A 22,892-nucleotide genomic window follows, 5' to 3' on the forward strand; every position below is an offset into this window, starting at 1 on the left:
CTTTACGATTATATTTAGGCGCTCAAACCTATAATTGTATGGTAACGGTCTTCCTCTTTTTTTGTCAACTTAAAAAACGATCGTCATTCGTCTTTTATTTCTACCACCGAATATTTTACACTAAGTTTTGATGAAACTTCTCAAAATAAAAAAAGGCACTCAAAGAGCGCCTTTTCTGTCTTTTAATCATAGAATTTTAATTATAGAGCTTGATTAGCTGTGATGATAGCTGTCTTGTAGACATCTTCTTCCACACAACCACGAGAAAGGTCAGAAATGGGTTTGTTCAAACCTTGTAAGATTGGTCCAATTGCTTCAAAATTACCGAAACGTTGTGCGATCTTGTAACCAATATTTCCTGATTGTAATTCTGGGAAAACAAATACTGATGCTTGTCCAGCAACATTTGATTCTGGTGCTTTTTGATCTGCAACAGCTTTAACGAAAGCAGCATCAAACTGGATTTCACCGTCAATTTCATATTGAGGTGCTAATTCTTTAGCAATTTTAGTTGCTTCGGCTACTTTAGTTACTTCGTCAGCTTTTGCTGAACCCTTTGTTGAGAAGCTTAATAAAGCAACTTTAGGTTCAATATCAAACATTTCAGCTGTTTTAGCACTTTCTACTGCGATTTCTGCTAATTCTTGCGCAGAAGGGTTCACGTTGATGGCACAATCTGAGAACAAGTATTTTTCTTGTCCACGTCCGCGCATCATAATGAACGCTCCACTAGTACGGCTAACGCCTGGTTTAGTTTTGATGATTTGAAGAGCAGGACGAACGGTATCTCCTGTTGAGTGTACAGCCCCACTTACAAGAGCATCTACTTTACCCATGTGAGTTAACATTGTTCCAAAGTAGTTTTCATCTTTTAAAATTTCATGAGCTTGTTCTGCAGTTGCTTTACCTTTACGGCGTTCAACAAAAGCTTCTACCATAGCGTCAAATTCATCATAGTTATTTGGGTCAATGATTTCAATGTTTTCTACGTTAAATCCATGATCTTTTGCGGAAGTTTTGATTTCTTCAACATTTCCTAAAAGTACTGGGTGTACCAAGTTTTCTGCTTGTAAACGGACTACCGCACCCAAAATACGTGGTTCAGTTCCTTCTGGAAATACTACACGGACATTTTTATTTAAAACTTTAGATTTTAAACTCTCAAATAGTTCCAATCTAATTCCCTCCAACCTTGTTTTATACTACAGTTCTAATAATACTACTATATCACCAAAAAATACAGTTATTTCAGCTTTTTTTATTCTTATACAGCTATTTTTTATTTTTTCACAGAACAAAACTATTACAGATATTCAGTTGTTGTTTCTTTTTAGAGTGTAGGCACTTCCCAATCGATCGGTGTCTGTCCACTTTCGATCAAAGCCTCATTGGTTTTTGAAAAAGGTCTTGATCCAAAAAAACCTTTTCTGGCAGAAAAGGGGCTTGGATGAGGCGACGTTAGGACCACATGTTTAGACTCATCAATCAAATCTCTTTTTTCAATCGAAGGATTTCCCCACAGAATAAACACGATCATTCCACTTCGTTCATTCAGTTTTTGAATCACAAAATTGGTTAATTCCTCCCATCCTTTTCCTTTATGCGAATGAGAATGTCCTTCTCTCACAGTCAAGACGGTATTTAACAACAACACTCCTTCCTTCGCCCATGATTCTAAGTAACCATGATCAGCTGGAGGATATCCTAAATCGGCCTCTAATTCTTTGTAGATGTTTTTTAAAGAAGGCGGCAGTTTAATTCCTGGTTGTACAGAAAAACTCAGTCCATGTGCTTGATTTTCTCTAATATAAGGATCTTGACCTAATATAACTGCTTTTACTTCACTATATGGTGTCCATTCAAAAGCCTGCCAAATATTTTCTTTTGGCGGGTAGATCGTTTCTGTTTCATATTCTTTTTTTAGAAATTCTCGCAGCTTTTGGTAACTCTCCGATTCACTGGCTTCTTTCAGAATAGGTGCCCAATCATTTTTTACTGGAATTGTCACAATTATGTTCCTCTCTTTAATTACTTTCCTTTTTCCTTATCCTACAAGAATTAAGACCCTTTCACAAGCGAAAACCTCTTTCATTTAAAGGTGCTATTTTCAAGCTATCATGGTAGACTGAAACTAGTAAAAAATCATGGAGGTTGTAGAATGGTAAAATTGATTGTTTCTGATATGGATGGGACATTGTTAAATGAAAAAATGATGATTTCCCAAACAAATGCGGATGCTATTCGTGAAGCAGAGAAACAAGGTATCCCTTTTATGGTAGCAACAGGACGTGGCTTTACAGAAGCCAAACCATTATTAGAAGAAGCTGGATTGTCTTGCCCGATCATTACGCTTAACGGTGCTCAAGTTTATGATGAAAAAGGAACTATTTTAAAAACAGCCGGTATCACTAAAGACACGGCTCGTAAAATATTAGCCACTATTAGAGAGAATAATTTGTATTGTGAGATCACAACTGGCAATGGTATTTTTTCGGATAACAAAGCGAAACGTATCGAGTCTGTTGCTTCTTTGCTTTTCGAAACAAACCCTGAAACGACTTATAAAATGGCTGTAGTGTTAGCTGCTGCTCGTTTAGAGATTATGAATATCCATTACATTGATAATTACGATGAATTGATTGAGGACGAAACAATAGATGTGCTGAAAATTATTGCTTTCAGTCAAGACGGACAAAAAACATTGTTGCCTATTTCAGCTGAGTTAAATCAAATCGGTGATTTAGCAATCACTTCTTCCTTCGAAAACAACATTGAAATCAATCATGTTGATGCTCAAAAAGGAATTGCCGTCAGCGAGATGGCTAAAAAAATGGATATTGACTTGGACGATGTCATGACATTCGGAGATAATCTCAATGATCTATCAATGCTTAAAATCACAGGATTTAGTTTTGCTATGGAAAATGGCGCACAAGAAACTAAAAATACCGCAAAATACCTCACTTCAGCCAATAATGAAAATGGGGTTGCTGAAGGTATTATGTTGGCTCTTAATGGCCGCTTAGAAGAAAAAGTCAGCATTAACTAATCCCCTATAAAATAATGGTAAAAAGCTCATAGAGTTGGTTGAATAACCGACTCTGTGAGCTTTTTTGAGGTATTGAATTTAAAGCCTGTGATGTTCTCTTATTTTGGATGTGTTGCGTAAAACTATCAGGGTAGCCCTCCAAAAAAATGTTAGCTTTTTTATATGCAGCTGATTGGCTGGTTTGCATACGGTATTCCCACGACTTAGACTAGCCAATTTTGCTTTTGGTCGAACAGGATTACACCATTCAATGTGTTTTTCCAGTGAGATCCTCTGATTATCATGTCCAAAGAAAGCTTCGTTTGATGAGTTAATCAAGTTTATTAGTCAAGTGAGTAGTGAATTATTTCCCACTTGACTAATAAAGCGAGTTTATTGATCAAGTAGCAATTAAATAAGTGCTCACTTGATCAATAAAATGGTTTTATTACTCAAGTGAACATTAAATTAAGGCTCACTTGAAGAATAAACTAAAAAAATTAGAGCTACCTGCCGTCTCAGACACATTCATTCTTTATTCAGTCGGCATTTGAGTATAGTTTAATGAGAAATTCTTCTGTTTATTCGTTAAGAAATGATAATCAAAGGTCTATCCAGCTATTCTTGAACCACTTTCAGCTTAAATTTTTCATGATACTTTGCCATAAAAATATACCCCGTAAAATTAGATTTCACTCTAACTTTTCGGGGTCAGCCCTTGATTTGCGCTCTTACTTAATAACCATAGCTTTTTCTTGTGCTATCAGACACAGTTCTTGAGCTTTGAAGATATGGTCTTGGGTCATGGCATTTTCAGTGCGATTGATACAGTCTTTGATCATTTCTCCGAAAAATGGGAATCCAACTTCTCCAGTCAATGAGTAATGTTTTTCGCCTTCTGCTGTAACCAAATATAAATGGTCGCCTGTTTCTTCGCGAGCTACATCTACGTATTTACGTACTTCGATCGTTCCTTTAGTACCCGTAATGAACACACGACCATCACCCCAAGTACTTAAACCATCTGGTGTGAACCAGTCTACTTTAAAGATGAAACTTGCGCCATTTTCGCCAACTAAGGTAGCATCACCATAATCTTCTAATTCAGGCGTATCCGAGTTAGCAAAATTTCCAACTTTACTATGCAGCACTTCAGCATCTTCATTTCCTGTAAAGTATAAGAATTGTTCGATTTGATGGCTTCCGATATCACATAATATCCCACCATATTGTTCTTTATTAAAGAACCAATCAGGACGTTTTTCTTTGTCCAAACGATGCGGACCGAAACCGGTGACTTGAATCACGTCTCCGATGACACCCTCTTTTACCAGCTGTCCAGCATAAACAGCCCCTTCCACGTGCAGACGTTCACTGAAGTAGACCCAGAATTTTTGTCCTGTTTCTTTTACGACACGTTTCGTTTCTTCCAATTGTTCCATGGTTGTAAAAGCTGTTTTATCTGTGAAATAGTCTTTTCCAGCTTTCATCACTTGATTTCCCAGCTCACTGCGTTTGTTTGGAACTGCAGCTGCCGCCACCAAATGAATCTCTGGATCTTCCAAGATTTGTTCTAATGACTCAGCCACTTGTGCTTGCGGGAATTGTTCTTTGTATTCGGCTACTTTTTCTGGATTTGGATCGTAGACCCATTTCAAAGTTGCTCCAGCTTCCAGTAAACCATTGGTCATTCCATTGATGTGTCCATGATCTAAAGCTGCTGCTGCGAAATTAAATTCCCCTTCTTCAACTACTCGATTCATTTTTCCTTTTGGCGCATAATTCATCCCATCGTTACTGCCCATATAATACCCTTCCTTTCAGTAGAAAAAAGGGAACCAGTCGTCTCTGATCAACTGGTTTCCTCTTTTAGTGTGCATTAGAATAATTCTTTGTATCCTAATTCGTATAAGTAGTCGCGTGAGTCCGCTAAACTGTCGAATGGATCGCGTCCATATACGTCATCTTGTTCAACCAGCAAGTAACGAGCACCACTTTCAATACTTTGTTCAATAATGCCTTTCAAGTCAAGGGAACCTGTTCCCAATTCAGCAAATTGAATGTTATTTGTGAATGCATCCATGAAATGCTCTGCTTCCCCTCTTTGTAAAGCATCTACAGCTTCTTGAGGGACCGGAACGATACGGTAGTCTTTCAAGTGAACCAAATCTACTTTCCCAGCGTATTCTTTCAGTACTTCGATTGGATTTCTTCCACCACGTTGTACCCAGTGCATATCCAATTCAAAGCCCAATAATGGTGCTTCTTCACGAATGATGTCTAACAGGTAACGACCGTCGTATTTTACAAATTCAATATGGTGGTTGTGGTAATACAATTTAATCCCTTGCTCTTTCATTTTTTCCGCTACATCATTGGCTTCATGGCAAAATTCCACTACTTTATCCAGCGAAGCCATTGCTTCAAATGGCAGCATTCCGATACGAACGATGTCTGCATCTAATGTTTTACAATCATCGATAATCTTATCCAAATGAGTGGTCAAAGATTCTTGCCCTTCCATCATCGGCTTCAGTCCAGCTGATAAAGAAGCGATTTCCATCCCTAACTCTGTGGAAGCCCGTTTGATTTCTTGGACATTTTCTGGTGTCATATCTACTTGAGAAATCTCCACTGCGTTATAACCTAATTCACTTGCTCTTTTTAGTGTTTCGTAAGGTCCTAAGTCTTTAAACTGTTCCTTCAACGTGAACCCTTGTACCCCGATTTTCACTTTTGTCATGATTAAGCTCCTCTCTTGTTATCCGTTCTGCATTTCCTGCATTTTTTGATGAACGGTCCATCATTTCAATCATTTCCATAGAGGCGATTGCTTCTCTTACGTGGACATAGTCTTCGGTATTGTCTAAAATACTTTTATAGAATCGTTGAATCAGAATTCTATGCCCCATCCCGTAGTAGAATTTAGATCCTGGAATTCGATCGTCTTCTTCAATAACTTCTTTTCGTCCATTTTCATTAGTGAAATACAAGCGACTATCTTTGATCGTAAATTTTTCCTTTTCCGTGATCACTTGTAATTCCACTGAAGAATTCTCTGTATACGCATTGGTTGCATGGAAAAAAGCTTTTACCCCCGATTCGAAAGCAAATGTCGCGCTGGCTGTATCTTCTACTTCAATGTCGTAGTCCGTCAAATTAGTCAGTGACGCTTTACAGCTCTTTAAATCGCCACCGATCAACTGAATCAAATCCAGTGTATGGATCGATTGATTGATAATTGAGCCATAACCTGCTTCCAGTTTCTTCCCGCGCCACGGTTTAGTTGTATAATAGCTTTCTGGACGGAACCACGTTACTAATCCTTTAATAGAAGTAATTTGTCCCACATCTTCATTTTCGAGGATGTCTATCAGCTTCATAAAACTTCTATTGTAGCGATTTTGAAAACTGACACAGATTTTTCGATCTGTACTTTCAGCTAATTCAAGTTGTTCTAGAGATTCTTCATAATTGACAGAGACAGGTTTCTCCAAATAGACATGTGCACCGTATTTCACACACATAGCGGTAGCCGGTTGATGCAAATAATGCGGCAGACAAATGTGGACAACATCCAGCTCCATTTTTTGCAACATCGTTTCCATGTTCGTAAAAAATGGAAACTCCGTCCATTCACTTTTTTTATCTACATCCATGTCGCATACTGCTACCAATTCACCGTACTCACTTGCATTAATAGCATTAACATGTACGGGAGAAACGTCTCCTAAGCCAATTAAACCAACTCTTAACATAAGCTTTCTCTCCTTGTTCTTGACTCTACCCTAAGCGACAGACTATCTTTCGGAGAATTTGCCTTCTTCACGAATGCGTTTGTTTAATTCCTCCAGATATAATTCTTCGTCTAGATCTTGTAAATTGATTTCTTTACCTGTCCAGCTTGAAAGGTGAATCGAATTTGCTAAGCGAACTCCGTTGATTCCGTCAGAACCTGGTGCCAATAGAGGTGCGCCATCTAAAATATTCGCTGCAAAGTTTTCCAATACGCCTGAATGTTGCTCTCCCCATGGACTATCAAATTCAATCGTTTCTTGAGTATACAATTCATCTGCCTTCAATTGACCCATAAAGAGCTTTTTAACGTCTTCCATATCCATGTTCTCGCTAAGTTCTTGCTCTGGTTTAACTAAGCGACTAACTGTAGCTGTTTTACTTCCATCTACCACGATTTTCCCTTGATCGCCTAAGATTTCAAAACGGTCAGTTCCAATAATATCATGTGTAGCTGTAACAAAAACTCCTGTTACTCCATCACCATAATCTACAACAGCAGTCACTTCATCTTCTACTACGATATCACGTTTGAAACCATATGCTACTTTTGAGTAAACTGATTTTGGAACTCCACAGATCCATTGCCATAGGTCTAATTGGTGAGGTGCTTGGTTCACTAAGACGCCTCCACCTTCTCCGCCCCATGTTGCTCTCCATTCGCTTTGATCGTAGTAAGGTTGTGGTCTCCACCAGTTTGTGATGATCCAGTTTGAACGACGGATTTTTCCGATTTCACCATTGTCCACAATCTCTTTGATTTTTTTGTATAATGGATTGTTGCGTTGGTTGAACATGATTCCAAATGTCAATTCTGATTTAGTAGCTGCAAATTCATTTAACTCTTTTACTTGTTTCGTGTAAACTCCAGCAGGTTTTTCAACTAGTGCATGGATGTCGCGTTTTAAAGCTGCGATTCCCATTTCAGGGTGAAGGTAGTGCGGTACAGTTGTGATGATAGCATCTACTTTTCCGCTTTCCATCATTTCAATGTAATCTTCATAAAAAGGTACTTCAGGATATTCGCTTTCAACAACAGCTTTTTTTTCTGTATCAATATCACAGATAGCTGCGATTTCCATGTTTGGAACCATTCCATCTTTAATAAATTTTGCATACATACTACCTTGAGTCCCAAGACCGATAATACCTAATTTAACTTTTTTCGTCATTTTAGCTTCACCTATCCTTAATTATTTTCATTTTTCATATCCGATTACGTTTTATTTATATAGAGTAAATTCTCTATTTTATTATTAAGTAATCGGTTTCTATGAGTACTACCTTATTATAGCGTTTCCATTCTTGTTTTTCATTGTCTCCACCTGTACACTTTCTCTCTTAAAATTGACCGAAACCGCTTTCTGTTATTTTTGTGTTAAAGAATTTTCTTTATGTAACACTTTTTTACTGTAACTCGTTATTTTAATTGGAGATGAGTTACAAGAAAGGAGTGAGTGCATGGAAACTGAAATACAGTGGTGGACATCTGTGATAGAACTCGTTAGTAATATTGGTTTTCCAATATTTATTTCGCTGTTTTTACTGCAACGCATGGAAACAAAGCTGGATGACGTGGTAAAAGCACTACATGACTTAAGTACAGTAATCAAATCGACACCTTAATAACAAATGAAAAAGCAGTAGTGAAGAGTGTCTTCATTCTTCTCAGCTGCTTTTTCATATTGGATTTTAGTGGTATGACTCTAGTTAGCAATTCAGTTTGTTTGTCAAAATTTGCCTGAGATGATTCAAAACTTTTCGTGACCAAAAAATCCTTTCTAGAAAAATCAAGAGAAAGGTTTCTGCTCTCATAGACGCGCTACGCAAAGCAGAACACACTACCACAACACCCAGACGAATGTTAGATAAAAAGACCTAACTTTCGCTTGGGTGTTGTGTACAGTGTTCTAAACGTTTTGCTTCGCGCTCTTAATTCTTAAATGAATGCAACGGAGCAGGAATTCTTCCACCTCTTTGGATGAATTCTTCCGATCCAAAGGGATTTACTGCCATTACGGGTGCTGTTCCTAGTAGGCCGCCTAATTCGATGCGATCGCCTACTTTGGAACCTGGTGCTGGAATAATGCGTACTGCAGTCGTTTTGTGATTGGACATTCCTATGGCTGCTTCATCAGCAATAATCGCAGACAGTGTTGCTGCGGATGTTTCACCAGGAACAGCAACCATGTCCAACCCTACCGAACAAATAGCGGTCATGGCTTCTAATTTTTCTACATTAAGAGCTCCTGCTTCAACAGCTTCTATCATAGCTTCATCTTCTGATACGGGAATGAATGCGCCAGACAATCCGCCTACATGGCCACAAGCCATCACGCCACCCTTTTTAACAGCATCGTTCAATAAAGCCAAAGCCGCCGTAGTTCCATGAGTTCCGACTCTCTCTAAGCCCATTTCTTCTAATATGCGCCCAACGGAATCTCCAATGGCAGGTGTTGGAGCTAAAGATAAATCGACAATCCCAAAAGGTACGTCTAATCTTTCTGCAGCAACTTGCCCTACCAATTGACCCATCCGGGTAATTTTAAAAGCTGTCTTTTTGACCGTTTCAGCGATAACATCAAACGGTTCTCCTTTAACTTTTTCTAAAGCTCTTTTGACAACACCCGGTCCACTGATTCCTACGTTAATAACACAATCCGCTTCTCCTACTCCGTGAAAAGCACCTGCCATGAACGGATTATCTTCTACCGCATTGGCAAATACGACTAATTTAGCACAACCTAGTCCTTGAGTATCCGCAGTCAACTCAGCTGTTTCTTTAATGATCTCTCCCATATCACGAACGGCATCCATATTGATACCGGCTTTTGTAGAGCCAATATTAACAGATGAGCACACACGTTCTGTCTCAGCCAGAGCTCTAGGAATGGAACGAAGTAAAATTTCATCGCCTTTATGGTATCCTTTTTCTACTAAAGCAGAAAAGCCGCCGATAAAGTTTACATCAACTTCTTTTGCTGCAGCGTCCAACGTTTTAGCATACGCTACATAATCTTTATCTGCAGAAGCTCCCGCTACTAAAGAAATAGGAGTTACAGAAATTCGTTTGTTGATAATAGGAATCCCATATTCCATTTCTATAGCTTTCCCTACCTTGACCAAATCCTTAGCTTTAGTCGTGATTTTATCATAGATTTTTTGGCGTGCTTTCTCTCCATCCGAATCAATACAATCCAACAACGATATTCCCATTGTAATGGTTCGAATATCTAAATTTTCTTCTTCAATCATACGAACGGTTTCAAATATATTTGTGATTTCCATCTTATCGAAGGCTCCTTTTATAGTTTATGCATCGTATCAAATGTTTCTTGGCGCTGAATGCGTACCTTTACTCCTAATTCTTCCCCTTCTTTAGTTAGTTCCTCTTTGATTTGACTAAACTCTAGCTCACTAGCAGAAAGATCACACAATACCATCATAGTGAAATAGCCTTCCATAATCGTTTGAGAAATATCGTTGATATTAATCTGTAGTTCGCTCAGTTTTTTACTGATACCAGCCACGATACCTACTTTATCTTGTCCTATAACTGTCACAATCGCTTTCATCTTTTTCCTCCTCATAATAACCTTTCATTATATTGTACTATTCTACCATGTTTGTTTCTAAAGTTCAGTTACTTTCTTTGTCTTAATGTAGAAAGTAGAATAAGGTCTTCGATTCTGTTCTGATTTTTGTTATAATGAAGTTGATATAGGAATGGGTGTTTCTTTTTGTCGAATAGAAGGAATAAAACAACGGATATTTTCTAGCATAATGGATCAAGTCTTATTCATTAGAGGTGTTGATAAAATGGTTCGACTTTATATGAAAGAAGAATTTATATCAAAGCAAGAGAAAATTATCGTCAAAAACCATGCCGGGGAAGATATCTTCCTAGCTGTGGGGACATGGGGACGTGTTGGGGATTCTATTTCCCTATACGCTATGAACGGCTCCTTAATGGTCAAGGTAAAACAAGTGACTCTTTCCTTGATGCCACGATTTGATTTGTATGTAAGAGATGAAAAGATAGGTACCATCACAAAACACGTAGCTTTTTCCAAGACCTATTTTAAAATCAGCAAGTTAAATTGGATCATATTCGGAGACTTTGAACATGCACGCTATCAAGTTAAACAACATTCAAAAACCATTATGGAAATGGAAAAGAATTGCTTTGCTCGGGGAGATTTCTATACTTTAACCATTCCTGAACCGCACCACGCTCCTATTTGTGTTGTGGTAGCACTGATTGTAGATCATTATGCGAGAAAAAGAAAAAAAGATTTTGTACTCGTTAAAAAAAATAAACAGGCGGCTATTCGCCTCATCTAATATAGGGAAAAAGGGAAACGGAATAAGATCCGCTTCCCTTTTTCATTCATCGACTTTTTTTACCATATGATCGTAAACATGGCCTACGATTGTAATCTCAGATTCTTTTTGAAAACCTTGTTTTTCATACACTTTCCGAGCCTTATCATTTACCAAATCACAATTTAATGCAATCATTGGTTCTCCTGCTTCTTTAGCGATCTTAGGCAGCGAGGCCAACAATTCTGTAGCCACACCTTGCTTACGGAAATTGGCTTGAGTGAACACCATATCTATATACCATTCACCAGCTTTAGTTTCTTGGTCAAAAGACAAATTAATTTTTTGGTCATAGTTTTTTTCTCTTAATAATTCTTTGAAAGACCGATCAAGATTTCGTTCGTTTTCTCCTTTATATCCATAGATAAATCCGGCAACCGCATTATTGCGTTCGCAGACGATTCCCCTAGAATAGTGATAGCGAAAATCCTCTTGCAGCATACTCTCTCTCAAAATTTCTTTCAGTTCCGGTAATGGAATTTCAGTAACGAAAGGAGACTCCATGTCTTCCCATATGGCTATGATGCCATCAATCAAATTTTCTGTATCTTTCTTCTCAGCTTTGCGAATCAATTAATACACCTCATCTATTCCCTATATTCTCTTTCTAATAGTACCTGAAAATTATTTTTTCGACAAATTTTATCCTGTTGGTTAATGCTCTAAAAGATAGTATACTTAAAGCGAACCAGCAAAGGGGGGAATTCTAATGTTCTTAGATATCACAGAGGCTGCACAAGAACGAATTCAAAAGGCTCAATCTGTTTCTCAAGGCAACTTAGCTGTTTTTTATGAATCAAAAGTAGGTTGTGAATGTGGGAATACAGGAATATTCACGCTGCAAATAAGACAAAATACTGATAAAGATATGGATGGTCTTCTTGAATCCAATTTAGGCGATCTTCCCATTCAAAAATGGAGCTTATCTTATTTAGATCAGGAAATGAAACTGGATTACAAAAAAGACAAAAATTCCTTAATTCTAAAAGGCGAAACGGGCCTGATTAACAATAACGTTATCATCACTGATCAAGAAGGCAAACAGATTCTTTAACTAGCTGCTAGACTTTTGAGACAATTTGCGTTACACTAAAAACACTTATTAATAGTAAGTTACCAATTTTGATGAAAGAAGGCCGTTTGTATGTATTTAACCATTACAGATTCAGCAAGAGAACGATTAGAGCTCATCCAAGAAAAGCACGAAGGAAAATGGGCTCTTTCTTATAATGATGTACCGGGTGGTTATGCTTGTGGCATTAGAGGCGCTTATTCTTTAAAACTTGTGACCTCAGACAACGAGGCATTAGACACACCAATTGACTCAAGTATTGGTGCAGTTTACACTCAAAGTTCTCATCTAGATGATTTAAACGAGAACCTGAAATTAGATTATAAAAAAGATAAAAACACACTTGTTCTAACAAGCGATGCTGGTATTATCAACTCCAATATTTCTGTTGTAGATGATAATGACACGAAGTTATATTAAAACAAATACAAATGAAAAAGCCTTCCACCCTTTAAAATGGGTAGAAGGCTTTTTCATTTATTTGATGTCTTCTTTTATTTTTTTAGCTACTTCTAGCGGCACACCAATACTGGTAATCTCTTCAATAGAGGCTTCGCGAATATTTTTGATGGATTTAAAGTGCGTCATGATTTTCTTTCTTCGCTTAGGACCTATTCCTTCGATTCGATCTAATCTTGAAGAGACACTGTTTTTACTACGAACTTTTCGATGAAAGGTGATCGCAAAACGGTGAACTTCATCTTGAACCCGTTGGACTAAATAAAAAGCTTGGCTGGTCGGTTCTAACGGAACAATTTGATGAGATTCGCCAAAAATAAGCGATGCTGTTCTATGTTTATTGTCTTTGACCATACCTGCCACAGGAATACTCAGTCCCAGTTCATTTTCCAGAACATCGATTGCTCCATTTACTTGGATTTTCCCCCCATCCATCAAAATCAGATCCGGCAAGGGTTTTCCCTCTTTTAATAAGCGAGTATATCTTCTGCGCACTACTTCTTGAGTGGTCGCCAATTCATTACTGCCGTTTACCGTTTTGATATTATATTTCCTGTACTGACTCTTATCAGGAGCTCCGTCCTTAAAAGAGACCATCGCTGATACGGGACTTGTTCCTTGAATATTGGAGTGGTCAAAAGCTTCGATCCGTTCGATATAAGGGATGCCCAAAGCTTGAGAAAGTTCTTTGATAGCCCCTACCGTCTTCTTATCATCCATTTCAATCAATTTAAATTTCTCATTGAGGGCGATCTCACTATTTTTGGTAGCTAGATCCAACATATCTTTTTTACGACCTTTAAAAGGACTGCGAACTGAAACTTGCAATACATCTTCCAAGACAGCTGTGTCCATACCTTGCGGGACCAATATCTCTTTAGGAAGGATATGGTTCTTTTCTTCATAAAACTGCACGATATAAGAAGACAGTTCTTCATCTGGTGTATCATAACAGGGAAAAATAGTGGCTTCTCGCTTGATCAATGTGGCTTGGCGAATAAAGAACGTTTGAATGGAAATCCACCCTTTATTCATATAGTAACTAAAGACATCTCTAGGCGTTGGGTCATTTGTAATGATGTTTTGTTTTTCTACTGTAGTTTCAATGTATTGAATTTGATTTCGATATTCAGCAGCACGTTCAAATTCAAGCTTGTCTGCCGCATCTTTCATTCGGCTCCGCAATACCTTTTTAACCTCTTTGACATCACCATTCAAGAATCGCTTGATGCGATTGACTTGCGACACATATTCTTCCTCGGGTACTTCATGGTCGCATGGACCAATACATTGCCCTATATGGTAATACAAACAAGCTCTTTTTTGGCGTCCATTGCATTTTCGCAGTGGATAAATTTTCTGAATCAGCTGCTGCGTTTCAGAAGCTGCATAAACATTCGGGTAAGGTCCAAAATAATGACCGCCGTCTTTTTTGACATCTGATGTAATGATCAATTGCGGATCCTTTTCGTTGGTAATTTTAAGATAAGGATAATTGGTTCCTTGTTTTAGTTTAATGTTGTATTTAGGTTGGTGTTTTTTGATCAAGGTAATTTCTAAAAGAAGAGATTCTTTTTCTGTTTTGGTAATAATCGTTTCAAAATCACGAATCTCTTGTACCAATAGTTGTGTTTTTCCTTCATGGCTGCCCTTGAAATAAGAACGAACACGATTCTTTAGGTTTTTAGCTTTGCCAATATAAATGATTTCTTGGTCTTTATTTTTCATTACATAGCACCCTGGTAAATCAGGCAGCAGTGTAAGTTTGTTATTGATGTGATCACTTACCATTTACGGAATTCTCCTATCTTTTATATTAATAGTAGTTTAGGGTTCTTTTCTGATTCGGTCAACTTTTTGTGATTAGAAAGGTGATGGTGTATTGGATTTTGTGGACAAGTTTTGAAAATGAGCTGTAAATTGTACACAAGTTGATGGATAACTCCATGCAGGGTTAGCACAGCTGGTCCACTTTGCTTCTTTTTTCAGTATATCAGTTTCTTAAGTAAACGAACTCCTATTTTGTACTATTTATTGAATATGATCGTGCGATATGCGGCATTTAACTACTATTATACTCAGATTTACCTTGCTGATTGTGCATTAAAGCGGTTCTACAACATCCAACGTTGGTAAGAAAAAAATAAATCCTAATCCTTTAAAAAACTCATTCCTAGAAATTTTCGGAGGAATATGAGGTTGCTTATAGCCATGAAAAAGGATGCAAAAAAAGGAAACACTGTGGGCGTACGCCCAAGTGTACCATGCTTGTAAGCTGCTGAAGCAGCAACAATCATGGCAATTACTGAGCGTTAGGCTTTAGCCGTTACGCTTAGTTTGTTCTCCACTACGCTACGCATACCATATCCGTACGTCGCTCACGCTCCAACGGCTACGGCAAAGCTTGCAAGCGTTGAGACGCGGTTTTAGGCTCAAGGCGTTCCCATGGCTTTCATAAGCAACCCCGTAGGCCGGAGAAAATTTCTTTACCAACGCTAGAAGATGAGTTAAAGCCAAATCGAAAAACAACGACAGAGTTGATCTCTGTCGTTGTTTAGGATAATAAGCTTAAATTATCTTTTAGATTGGGAGAATAGATACAAATTATTAAAGGTATTGTAGTCTGAATAGCCCACAAATACTTCACGATACACATATTTCTTTCCCAGTTTATGTTGCTCAGTGTTGATTTGTTGGTGAATATCTTGTGCAATTTCTTGATAAAGCGTCTCGATTGCAGAATCTTCTAATTCCCCATACTTTGCTTCCCAAGCTTCTAAGAAAATATCTTCATCTTTATCTTGGTAAAAATCTATATCTAAACTATTCTCCATTTGATCACCTGTTTGTTGGATTTTAATCAAGAATTTTAACTGTAATCGTTCTTCTTCCCCAGCTTAATGCTTGTTGAACTGTTGAGAAGTGAATGTCAATTTTGTTTCCTTTGATTGCTCCACCTGTATCGCCAGCGATGAAAACACCAAATCCTGGTATTTCAACTTTTGAACCTAATGGAATAACACTTGGATCCACCGCAATAACATTTGGATTTACTGTCAAATCAATTCCCATTGCTGTATGAGTACTTAAACCAGCTTGTTGTGTTGAATAGCCTGTGGCTGAAACAACCACTGTTTTACTACTTGAAGTCGTTTTTTCCGGTGTTGCTTGTGCTTCCGTTTTTGTTTCTGCTTGTTGTTCTGTTTTTGTTTCAGTTACTTCAGTTTCTTCTTTAACTGTTACATTCGTTGCAACAGGTGCAGTTTCTTCTTTTGCTGTCGTTTGTGTAGCGGCGATTTCAGCTTGTTTAGCTTCTTCTTTAGCTTTTTCAGCTAATGCTGCTTTTTCAGCTTCTTCTTTTGCTAGACGTTCTTCTTCAGCGATACGATTTTCTTCATTGGCTCTTTCTTCATCTAATTTATCTAAAAGAGCTTTATTTTCATCCATTGTTTCTTGTAAATCAGCTAATTCTGTGGCTAGTTCTTCTTTTTGTTGTTTAGCCAGTGAAGATTGCTCTTTCAATTCTGCAATTTTAGCTGCATGTTGTTCTTCCAGTTTTTCTAATTCCTCTGCTTCTTCTTGAGCTGAGGCAACTTGGTCATTCCCAGCTGATTGTAATGTGATTAATACGTATGCACGATTTAAGAAGTCTGTAACACTTTCAGCTTCAATTAAACTTAATACCGTGTTTTGGTTCACTTCATTTGTCTGGATCGTTTTAAGTCTGTCTTTGGCTTGATCTAAACGTTCTGAAACAACTTCTTCTTGTTTTTCAACAGCTTGTGCTGTTTCTTCAACAGTCACTTCCAAAGTAGTAATCTCTTCTTCTACTTTTTCAAGCTCTGTATTCTTTTTGTTTACTTCTTCCAATTTACTATTGATTTGGTTATCCAATAGTATCATTTCGCTTTGTTTAGATTGTTGTTGTGTTTTGATTTCTTCTAACGTAGCTGCTTCTCCGACTATTGGGCTGAACATTGAAATCATCATTCCAACAACTAAACAGAAACTTACGGTTCTCTTCTTCATAAGACAACGCCTTTCTAAATATGATTTTATTTATCTTTCAACTTTCCGGTTCCTTAATCCTTTTACATTATAACCAATAATACCGGCTGGTACATTTCTTTCACTTTACTTTTTATTACAATATGAATTTATAGTATAATGATTCTGTAACATTCTATAAGGAGGAATTACAATGCCAAAAAAGATTTATTATGCTAGTCCGCTTTTTTCAGAAATGGAATACACCTATAACGAATTTCTAGTCAATAAAATACGGGAACAATACCCCGATATTGAGATCTATTCTCCTCAAGAACAAGGTGATATCAACGATAAAAATACTTATGCCGATTCTATTGCGATTGCCAAATATGATACAGATGCTTTACTGGCCAGCGATCTTGTGGTAGCGGTTTTAGATGGTGCTTCAATTGATGTAGGTGTTGCCTCTGAAATCGGAGTAGCTTATCAAGCTGGAATCCCGATTATTGGATTATATAGTGATTCTCGTCAACAAGGGGCCACCAATAAGCAAAAGCTTGATGCCTTGCAACAGCCGGCAGAATCACAGTTTGCTTACATTAACTTGTACACTGTAGGATTGATAAAAATGAATGGAGCTATTGTTACAAATTCAGCGGACTTAATCCGCAGTATTCAGTCATATTTGTAATATAACCGACATTTTTCTAATCTTCTTCTTTTTTTGAACTCACTATAATCGTTCCGTTGTTAATTTTAGACAAAGAAACCTCATTCAAGTAAGATAAACTTATACTAAGTTTTCTTATAGAAATGAGGTTTTTTTATGTCAAATGAAAGAATTGGATTAATCGATATTGGTTCCAACACGGTTCGCTTAGTTATTTTTGAAACAGATGCATATTACAATATTAAAGAATTACAAAATATCAAAACTCCTGCTCGCTTATATCTCTACCTTTCAGAAGATAAAGTATTGAGTCAAGAAGGCATTGATAAATTAACGGAGATTATGCAAAGTTTTAAGAAAGTAGCCATTCAATATGAAGTAGACACTTTAATGCCGGTTGCTACAGCTGCTATTCGTCAATCCAAAAACCAACAAGAGATCTTAGAGCATATTAAAGAAGAAACAGGAATTAAAATCACCTTGTTGGCAGAAGAACAAGAAGCTTATTATGGAAATTACGCCGTTCTCCATTCCATCAATTCTAAAAATGGAATTACTATAGATATTGGTGGCGGGAGTACAGAGATCACATACTTTGAAAATAAAAAATTACTGCATTCCATTAGTTTTCCTTTTGGAGTGGTCACTTTGAAGGAGCTTTTTTTTGATGGTAAAGCTCATAATGATAGTAAAGCCATCAAAAATGCTAAAAAATTTATCGCAGAACAATTCAATTCGCTGCCTTGGATCCAAAACAAAGAAGTGCCTATCATCGCTATCGGCGGAAGTGCACGGAACATTGCCAATATCCATCAGCGAATGATCGAATACCCTATTGCAGGGGTTCATGCGTATCAAATGACACGAGATAATCTGCAAGATACTCTAAATATTTTAGAAAAATCGGACACTGATGAATTGAATGATTTAGATGGATTGAGTCGCGACCGTACCGATATTATTTTGCCGGCGAATTTGGTTTTTAATGCCCTGTTTGATGCAGTAGCTGCGTCTACTTTTATTTTTAGCAACAAAGGACTTCGTGAAGGTGTCGTAATGGAGTATTTGAATATTCATCACAACAATCCCTTCAGTCTGACCGAAATACGACAACAAACTGTTGGTCGTACTGCCCAGTCATATAATATTCCTCCGATGGTTGCTAGACAACGCGTCTCCATTGCAGACAAATTGCTCTCTGTTCTTGAAAAAGAAGGCATTATCGAAGTGAATGATTATTGGAAAAACTATCTGCGTTCTAGTGCTTACCTTTACTATATCGGTAGTTACATCGACAACGATGCCCAATCACAAAATACGTTTTACATTCTTTCGAATAGTAATCTTCCTGGCTTAAATCACAAAGAACGAGTCATCCTGGCTCTGTTAGCCAGCTTTAAAAATAAATCGTTGTTGAAGCAATACACGAAAGAAATGGCCAATTGGTTTGATAAAGATGAATTAAATCTGCTCCAATATTTAGGCGGTATCATTAAATTCAGCGAAGCATTAAATGATTCTCATGTAAATGTCGTCAAAGATATCTCTCTAGAAAAAAAGGATTCGAACAATTATACCCTTCACATTGTGAATCAAGGAGACGTTTTAACGGAAGAATACCGTACCAATAGACAGAAAAAGCATTTGGAACGCATATTAGACGCAAACCTTGCTATTAAATTTACAGAATCTACACAATAGATAAGTATCATCAAGTTAATGGAATTAAACAGAGCGGGGTGAATTTGAATGAAAGAACAGGACTATTCCAATCCTAATTTTTATCAAAACAGAGAATTGAGTTGGCTGGACTTTAATCAGCGAGTCATTTCTGAAGCAGAACTGGATATTAACCCGTTGCTGGAGAAATTAAACTTTTTAGGTATCGGCAGTTCCAATCTGGACGAGTTTTATATGGTTCGGGTCGCTGGTCTGCAAGATCAAGTAAAATTGAATTACAATCAGCCGGACAGCAAAACTCATTTATCTCCCGAAAAACAACTGGAAGCTATTTCAATCAAGAATCGTTCCAATGTAACTTACCAATACCGTCTTTACACGGAAGTTGTTAAAAAATTAGAAAGTCATTCTGTTTACTTTAAAGATATTACAGCATTGACTAAAAAAGAATTTAAAGCCGCAAAAAGTATCTTTTCTGAAATTATTTTCCCTACACTTACCCCACTGGGAATCGATGCCTATCGACCTTTTCCTAATTTGAACAACAAGTTAGTCAATATTTTTGTTCATTTGGAAAAAGAGGGAGATTCAAAAGTCGCTATTGTCCCATTACCGGCATTGGCGGACCGCTTTGTTCCGATCAAAATGAACGATCATACGACTATTATCTATACGGAAGATTTGATTGCTCATTTTATGAGTGATTTGTTCAAAGGGTATACGATCAAGAGCACCTTTAATTTTCGTGTGACGCGAAATGCCGATCTGGAAATCCATGAACAAGGTGCTGAAGATCTGTTAGTGGTGATCGAAGACTATTTGAAACAACGTAAAAACGGCATGGCTGTACGTTTAGAAGTAGATACTCGACATCCGCACTCCACCATCAATGAGGATATCTATCATTTAACCCTGGCCTTGGAAATTGAGGAGCAAGATGTCTATCGAATCGACGGCCCTCTGGATCTGACTGTCTTGGGTTCTATTTCGAAATATCTTTCAAAAGATCTGCCAGGCTTAGTCTTCAACTCGTTCTCTCCAGTATACCCCAGAGAATTGGTCGATAAAGATGTCTACGATGCAGCTGACAAACAAGATTTATTTTTTCATCATCCTTATGATTCTTTTGATCCGATTGTCCAATTTATCCAAGAAGCAGCTACCGATCCTCTTGTCTTAGCGATCAAACAAACGCTTTATCGTGTCAGCAGTGATTCACCGATCGTCAATGCATTAAAACGGGCATCGGAAAATGGCAAGCAAGTCACCGTGTTGGTTGAATTAAAAGCTCGCTTTGATGAAGAACGAAATGTGCAGTGGGCAAAAGAATTGGAAGAAGCTGGTTGTCACGTGATTTATGGGATGACTGAGCTGAAGACGCATAGCAAAATCACTATGGTCGTGAAAAAGAATAAAAATAAAGTAACCCGTTATGTTCATTTAGGAACCGGCAATTATAATGATTCGACCGCCAAACTGTATACGGACATGGGCATCATCACGACCAATAAAAAAATCGGAGAAGATGCGACTAATTTCTTCAACTATTTAAGCGGCTATTCAGAACAACCTGTTTATAATTACTTGTCTGTTTCTCCTTTTGATATTCGTGATTCTTACATTGAAGACATTGACGAAGAAATAGCTTTCCATCAACAACACGGGAATGGTCATATTATTGCTAAAATGAACTCTCTGACGGACAAAGTCGTTATCGATAAGCTTTACAGTGCCAGTCAAGCTGGTGTGAAAATTGATTTAATCATCAGAGGTATCTGCTGTTTGCGGGCTCAAATTCCTGAACTAAGTGAAAATATACGCGTCATCAGTATAGTTGGACGTTTTTTGGAGCATAGTCGCATCTACTATTTCCATCACAACGGAGAGAAGAAGTTGTATCTTTCTTCTGCTGATATGATGACCCGAAATATGGTAAAACGTGTGGAGATCGAATTTCCTATTCTAGACAATACTATCAAAGAATCGATTTTTTCGATTTTAGACATTTACTTAAAAGATAATGTTAAAGCTCGGCAACAATTGACAGATGGAACGTATCAAATGGTCCAAAATGATCAGCCTAAAGTCGACAGCCAACAAACCTTTATGGAAATGGCTATTGCTGAAAAGAAACTGATTAATCCTCGCGAAGAACATTAAGATCGAAAAAACGTGTACTTACCTAAATTGGTAAGTACACGTTTTTCGTGATCTCTAGCTCTTCATCTTCTAACGTTGGTAAAAAAATTCCTCTGCCATATGAGTTTGCTTATGGAAATCAATATCATTTATCCACAAAATATTTTTCAAAGTCATCTAACTATATGAGCCATTAACTTAAAGGCTTTTAAGTCTCAAGTGAGTGATAGTTAGTGTCTTACTTGAAGAATAAACTGATTTTATTGATCAAGTGAGCTTCAATTAGAGTTTTACTTAATCAATAAGATGCATTTATTTATTAAGTGAGCGTCTGCAACCTCTTCATTTGAGAAATAAATTTATTTATTAAATCGGTAATCGTTTCTTTTCGCTCTATTTGCATAGGTGTAACTCGGAGCTTCTATAAACAGCGTATACTGAAGAATCAGTATCTTTATTTAGTATAGTTAAAGATAGCCTGACGTAAAAATTCAGCAGCGCCATCTCCTGCTGGTTCATCATAATATTTGGTGAATCTTGGATCGTCCACATACATCTGCGCTAATCCTCGGTGAGCTTCTTTTGAATACGTTGGCCAAGTAAACGTCAACCACTCTCTGTGCAGTGCGGCGATTTGTAATGCTTCTTTGCTTTCAGGATCTTTTTTGTGCAGAATTGTTTTTAGTTTTTCTAAAATTTGAACAGCTAGCTGTTGCATATGTTCATATTCTTCCTTACTTAGCCCAACAAACTGTTTGTTTGCTTTTTCAATGGCTGCAACACCGTATTTCTCACGAATCTCTTTACCATACTGTGCTTCATTTTTTTCAATCTGTTCTTCTTTAAATCCTGCAAATTTTTCTTTGTCTGACATCTTAGTCTCTCCTCTCTTACTAGCTAATGTTTTGTCAATAGTGGTCAATAGCTGGTCTAATTGCACTTTTTTAGCTGCTAGTCGTTGTCGATGTTCCAACAACGCTGCTTCACTGTCAAAGTGAACATCATTTAAAATCTGTTTGATGTCTTCTAAAGGCATATCCAAGTTGCGGTAAAATAAAATTTGCTGCAATGTTTCGATTTCTTGTTCTCCATATATCCGGTATCCGTTAGAGCTTTTTCGTTTTGGGGACAGCAACCCGATTTCATCATAGTAGCGCAATGTACGCTTGCTGACCCCCGCTATATGGCTTAAGGTATTGACAGTATATTCCATTTTTATTCCTCCTCTCTTCGTTCCTCTTTGACTTAATTCGATTGTAAACCTTTACGCAACGTGAAGGTCAAGCATTTTGTAAAAGAAAGACACATAAAGATTCATTCAATGACGTAAATGGTCGGTTATTCTTCAAGTGAGTAGTGAATGATTTCCCGCTTGAGGAATAAAGCAAGTTTGCTGATCAAGTGGGCTTTAAACGAGTGCTCACTTGATGAATAAAACAGGTTTACTAGTCAAGTGGGCTTTAAACGAGTGCTCACTCGATGAATAAAACAGGTTTACTGGTCAAGTGAGCTTTAAACGAGTGCTCACTCGATGAATAAAAAAGTTTACTAGTCAAGTGGGCTTTAAACGAGTGCTCACTCGATGAATAAACAGGTTTACTAGTCAAGTGGGCTTTAAACGAGTGCTCACTTGATGAATAAAACAGGTTTACTAGTCAAGTGGGCTTTAAACGAGT

The 22,892-nt window shown here is 37.5% G+C and carries 21 protein-coding genes; 8 read left to right on the top strand and 13 right to left on the bottom strand.

The window, feature by feature from the left end; genetic code table 11:
- Positions 1 to 200: 200 nt before the first annotated feature.
- Complete coding sequence (gene pta, locus ACEN4L_RS04180; protein ID WP_407096090.1) at positions 201 to 1,175, bottom strand: phosphate acetyltransferase; 975 nt, start codon at positions 1,173 to 1,175, stop codon at positions 201 to 203.
- Between the two features lie 155 nt (positions 1,176 to 1,330).
- Positions 1,331 to 2,008: a uracil-DNA glycosylase gene (locus ACEN4L_RS04185; protein ID WP_407096091.1), complete on the bottom strand. Its 678-nt coding sequence runs from the start codon at positions 2,006 to 2,008 to the stop codon at positions 1,331 to 1,333.
- 150 nt (positions 2,009 to 2,158) lie between these two features.
- Between ACEN4L_RS04185 and ACEN4L_RS04190 the strand changes: the two genes are divergently transcribed.
- Positions 2,159 to 3,049, top strand: a complete 891-nt coding sequence (locus tag ACEN4L_RS04190; RefSeq protein WP_407096092.1) for a Cof-type HAD-IIB family hydrolase — start codon at positions 2,159 to 2,161, stop codon at positions 3,047 to 3,049.
- Positions 3,050 to 3,759: 710 nt separating this feature from the next.
- Here ACEN4L_RS04190 and ACEN4L_RS04195 read toward each other — a convergent pair.
- From ACEN4L_RS04195 to ACEN4L_RS04210, 4 genes are all read right to left on the bottom strand, one after another.
- Complete coding sequence (locus ACEN4L_RS04195) at positions 3,760 to 4,833, bottom strand: Gfo/Idh/MocA family protein (protein WP_407096093.1); 1,074 nt, start codon at positions 4,831 to 4,833, stop codon at positions 3,760 to 3,762.
- A gap of 74 nt (positions 4,834 to 4,907) precedes the next feature.
- Complete coding sequence (locus tag ACEN4L_RS04200) at positions 4,908 to 5,771, bottom strand: sugar phosphate isomerase/epimerase family protein (protein ID WP_407096094.1); 864 nt, start codon at positions 5,769 to 5,771, stop codon at positions 4,908 to 4,910.
- The gene (locus tag ACEN4L_RS04205; RefSeq protein ID WP_407096095.1) at positions 5,719 to 6,786 is read right to left on the bottom strand and encodes a Gfo/Idh/MocA family protein; all 1,068 of its coding nucleotides are present in this window, start codon (positions 6,784 to 6,786) and stop codon (positions 5,719 to 5,721) included. The genes ACEN4L_RS04200 and ACEN4L_RS04205 overlap by 53 nt, the downstream gene beginning before the upstream one ends.
- 42 nt (positions 6,787 to 6,828) lie before the next feature.
- A complete protein-coding gene (locus ACEN4L_RS04210; protein ID WP_407096096.1) occupies positions 6,829 to 7,995 on the bottom strand; it encodes a Gfo/Idh/MocA family protein in 1,167 nt (388 codons plus the stop codon).
- Positions 7,996 to 8,284: 289 nt separating this feature from the next.
- On the opposite strand from ACEN4L_RS04210, the gene ACEN4L_RS04215 reads away from it, so the two are divergent.
- Positions 8,285 to 8,449 (top strand): YvrJ family protein, encoded by a 165-nt coding sequence (locus ACEN4L_RS04215; protein ID WP_079650744.1) that lies wholly within the window; start codon positions 8,285 to 8,287, stop codon positions 8,447 to 8,449.
- Between the two features lie 306 nt (positions 8,450 to 8,755).
- Here the strand turns inward: ACEN4L_RS04215 and ACEN4L_RS04220 are convergent, their stop codons facing one another.
- On the bottom strand, positions 8,756 to 10,111 hold the full coding sequence (locus ACEN4L_RS04220; RefSeq protein ID WP_407096097.1) for a PFL family protein: 1,356 nt from the start codon (positions 10,109 to 10,111) through the stop codon (positions 8,756 to 8,758).
- 17 nt (positions 10,112 to 10,128) lie between these two features.
- Positions 10,129 to 10,398 (bottom strand): ACT domain-containing protein, encoded by a 270-nt coding sequence (locus tag ACEN4L_RS04225; RefSeq protein WP_407096098.1) that lies wholly within the window; start codon positions 10,396 to 10,398, stop codon positions 10,129 to 10,131.
- Positions 10,399 to 10,642: 244 nt separating this feature from the next.
- On the opposite strand from ACEN4L_RS04225, the gene ACEN4L_RS04230 reads away from it, so the two are divergent.
- Positions 10,643 to 11,167 carry an LURP-one-related/scramblase family protein gene (locus ACEN4L_RS04230; RefSeq protein WP_407096099.1) on the top strand — a complete coding sequence of 175 codons (525 nt, stop codon included), beginning with the start codon at positions 10,643 to 10,645 and terminating at the stop codon, positions 11,165 to 11,167.
- Positions 11,168 to 11,209: 42 nt separating this feature from the next.
- Here the strand turns inward: ACEN4L_RS04230 and ACEN4L_RS04235 are convergent, their stop codons facing one another.
- Entirely contained in the window at positions 11,210 to 11,779 is a 570-nt protein-coding gene (locus tag ACEN4L_RS04235; protein ID WP_407096100.1) for a GNAT family N-acetyltransferase, read from the bottom strand.
- Positions 11,780 to 11,915: 136 nt separating this feature from the next.
- Here ACEN4L_RS04235 and ACEN4L_RS04240 point away from each other — a divergent pair, with 136 nt between their 5' ends.
- Positions 11,916 to 12,260 carry an iron-sulfur cluster biosynthesis family protein gene (locus tag ACEN4L_RS04240; RefSeq protein ID WP_407096101.1) on the top strand — a complete coding sequence of 115 codons (345 nt, stop codon included), beginning with the start codon at positions 11,916 to 11,918 and terminating at the stop codon, positions 12,258 to 12,260.
- A 90-nt stretch (positions 12,261 to 12,350) separates the two neighbouring features.
- Positions 12,351 to 12,698 carry an iron-sulfur cluster biosynthesis family protein gene (locus ACEN4L_RS04245; RefSeq protein WP_407096102.1) on the top strand — a complete coding sequence of 116 codons (348 nt, stop codon included), beginning with the start codon at positions 12,351 to 12,353 and terminating at the stop codon, positions 12,696 to 12,698.
- A 57-nt stretch (positions 12,699 to 12,755) separates the two neighbouring features.
- Here ACEN4L_RS04245 and uvrC read toward each other — a convergent pair whose 3' ends face one another.
- The 3 genes from uvrC to ACEN4L_RS04260 form a co-directional block, all read right to left on the bottom strand.
- Positions 12,756 to 14,528, bottom strand: a complete 1,773-nt coding sequence (gene uvrC / locus ACEN4L_RS04250; RefSeq protein WP_407096103.1) for an excinuclease ABC subunit UvrC — start codon at positions 14,526 to 14,528, stop codon at positions 12,756 to 12,758.
- A 782-nt stretch (positions 14,529 to 15,310) separates the two neighbouring features.
- A complete protein-coding gene (locus ACEN4L_RS04255; RefSeq protein ID WP_079650619.1) occupies positions 15,311 to 15,571 on the bottom strand; it encodes a hypothetical protein in 261 nt (86 codons plus the stop codon).
- A 22-nt stretch (positions 15,572 to 15,593) separates the two neighbouring features.
- Positions 15,594 to 16,766, bottom strand: coding sequence for a 3D domain-containing protein (locus ACEN4L_RS04260; RefSeq protein WP_407096104.1), 1,173 nt, complete (start codon positions 16,764 to 16,766; stop codon positions 15,594 to 15,596).
- A 172-nt stretch (positions 16,767 to 16,938) separates the two neighbouring features.
- On the opposite strand from ACEN4L_RS04260, the gene ACEN4L_RS04265 reads away from it, so the two are divergent.
- From ACEN4L_RS04265 to ACEN4L_RS04275, 3 genes are all read left to right on the top strand, one after another.
- A complete protein-coding gene (locus tag ACEN4L_RS04265) occupies positions 16,939 to 17,418 on the top strand; it encodes a nucleoside 2-deoxyribosyltransferase (RefSeq protein ID WP_407096105.1) in 480 nt (159 codons plus the stop codon).
- Between the two features lie 135 nt (positions 17,419 to 17,553).
- A complete protein-coding gene (locus ACEN4L_RS04270; protein ID WP_407096106.1) occupies positions 17,554 to 19,098 on the top strand; it encodes a Ppx/GppA family phosphatase in 1,545 nt (514 codons plus the stop codon).
- A gap of 48 nt (positions 19,099 to 19,146) precedes the next feature.
- A complete protein-coding gene (locus tag ACEN4L_RS04275) occupies positions 19,147 to 21,237 on the top strand; it encodes an RNA degradosome polyphosphate kinase (protein ID WP_407096107.1) in 2,091 nt (696 codons plus the stop codon).
- 433 nt (positions 21,238 to 21,670) lie between these two features.
- Here the strand turns inward: ACEN4L_RS04275 and ACEN4L_RS04280 are convergent, their stop codons facing one another.
- Positions 21,671 to 22,429 carry a MerR family transcriptional regulator gene (locus ACEN4L_RS04280; protein ID WP_407096108.1) on the bottom strand — a complete coding sequence of 253 codons (759 nt, stop codon included), beginning with the start codon at positions 22,427 to 22,429 and terminating at the stop codon, positions 21,671 to 21,673.
- Positions 22,430 to 22,892 lie beyond the last annotated feature (463 nt).

Source organism: Desemzia sp. FAM 23988 (assembly GCF_045528365.1).
Taxonomy (GTDB): domain Bacteria; phylum Bacillota; class Bacilli; order Lactobacillales; family Carnobacteriaceae; genus Desemzia.

Excerpts from the sequence above, each read along its gene's own strand:
- ACEN4L_RS04190 (WP_407096092.1), top strand. The coding sequence starts at position 2,159 with ATGGTAAAATTGATTGTTTCTGATATGGATGGGACATTGTTAAATGAA.
- ACEN4L_RS04195 (WP_407096093.1), bottom strand. The coding sequence starts at position 4,833 with ATGGGCAGTAACGATGGGATGAATTATGCGCCAAAAGGAAAAATGAAT.
- ACEN4L_RS04200 (WP_407096094.1), bottom strand. The coding sequence starts at position 5,771 with ATGACAAAAGTGAAAATCGGGGTACAAGGGTTCACGTTGAAGGAACAG.
- ACEN4L_RS04205 (WP_407096095.1), bottom strand. The coding sequence starts at position 6,786 with ATGTTAAGAGTTGGTTTAATTGGCTTAGGAGACGTTTCTCCCGTACAT.
- ACEN4L_RS04210 (WP_407096096.1), bottom strand. The coding sequence starts at position 7,995 with ATGACGAAAAAAGTTAAATTAGGTATTATCGGTCTTGGGACTCAAGGT.
- ACEN4L_RS04215 (WP_079650744.1), top strand. The coding sequence starts at position 8,285 with ATGGAAACTGAAATACAGTGGTGGACATCTGTGATAGAACTCGTTAGT.
- ACEN4L_RS04220 (WP_407096097.1), bottom strand. The coding sequence starts at position 10,111 with ATGGAAATCACAAATATATTTGAAACCGTTCGTATGATTGAAGAAGAA.
- ACEN4L_RS04225 (WP_407096098.1), bottom strand. The coding sequence starts at position 10,398 with ATGAAAGCGATTGTGACAGTTATAGGACAAGATAAAGTAGGTATCGTG.
- ACEN4L_RS04230 (WP_407096099.1), top strand. The coding sequence starts at position 10,643 with ATGGTTCGACTTTATATGAAAGAAGAATTTATATCAAAGCAAGAGAAA.
- ACEN4L_RS04240 (WP_407096101.1), top strand. The coding sequence starts at position 11,916 with ATGTTCTTAGATATCACAGAGGCTGCACAAGAACGAATTCAAAAGGCT.
- ACEN4L_RS04245 (WP_407096102.1), top strand. The coding sequence starts at position 12,351 with ATGTATTTAACCATTACAGATTCAGCAAGAGAACGATTAGAGCTCATC.
- uvrC (WP_407096103.1), bottom strand. The coding sequence starts at position 14,528 with ATGGTAAGTGATCACATCAATAACAAACTTACACTGCTGCCTGATTTA.
- ACEN4L_RS04255 (WP_079650619.1), bottom strand. The coding sequence starts at position 15,571 with ATGGAGAATAGTTTAGATATAGATTTTTACCAAGATAAAGATGAAGAT.
- ACEN4L_RS04260 (WP_407096104.1), bottom strand. The coding sequence starts at position 16,766 with ATGAAGAAGAGAACCGTAAGTTTCTGTTTAGTTGTTGGAATGATGATT.
- ACEN4L_RS04265 (WP_407096105.1), top strand. The coding sequence starts at position 16,939 with ATGCCAAAAAAGATTTATTATGCTAGTCCGCTTTTTTCAGAAATGGAA.
- ACEN4L_RS04270 (WP_407096106.1), top strand. The coding sequence starts at position 17,554 with ATGTCAAATGAAAGAATTGGATTAATCGATATTGGTTCCAACACGGTT.
- ACEN4L_RS04275 (WP_407096107.1), top strand. The coding sequence starts at position 19,147 with ATGAAAGAACAGGACTATTCCAATCCTAATTTTTATCAAAACAGAGAA.
- ACEN4L_RS04280 (WP_407096108.1), bottom strand. The coding sequence starts at position 22,429 with ATGGAATATACTGTCAATACCTTAAGCCATATAGCGGGGGTCAGCAAG.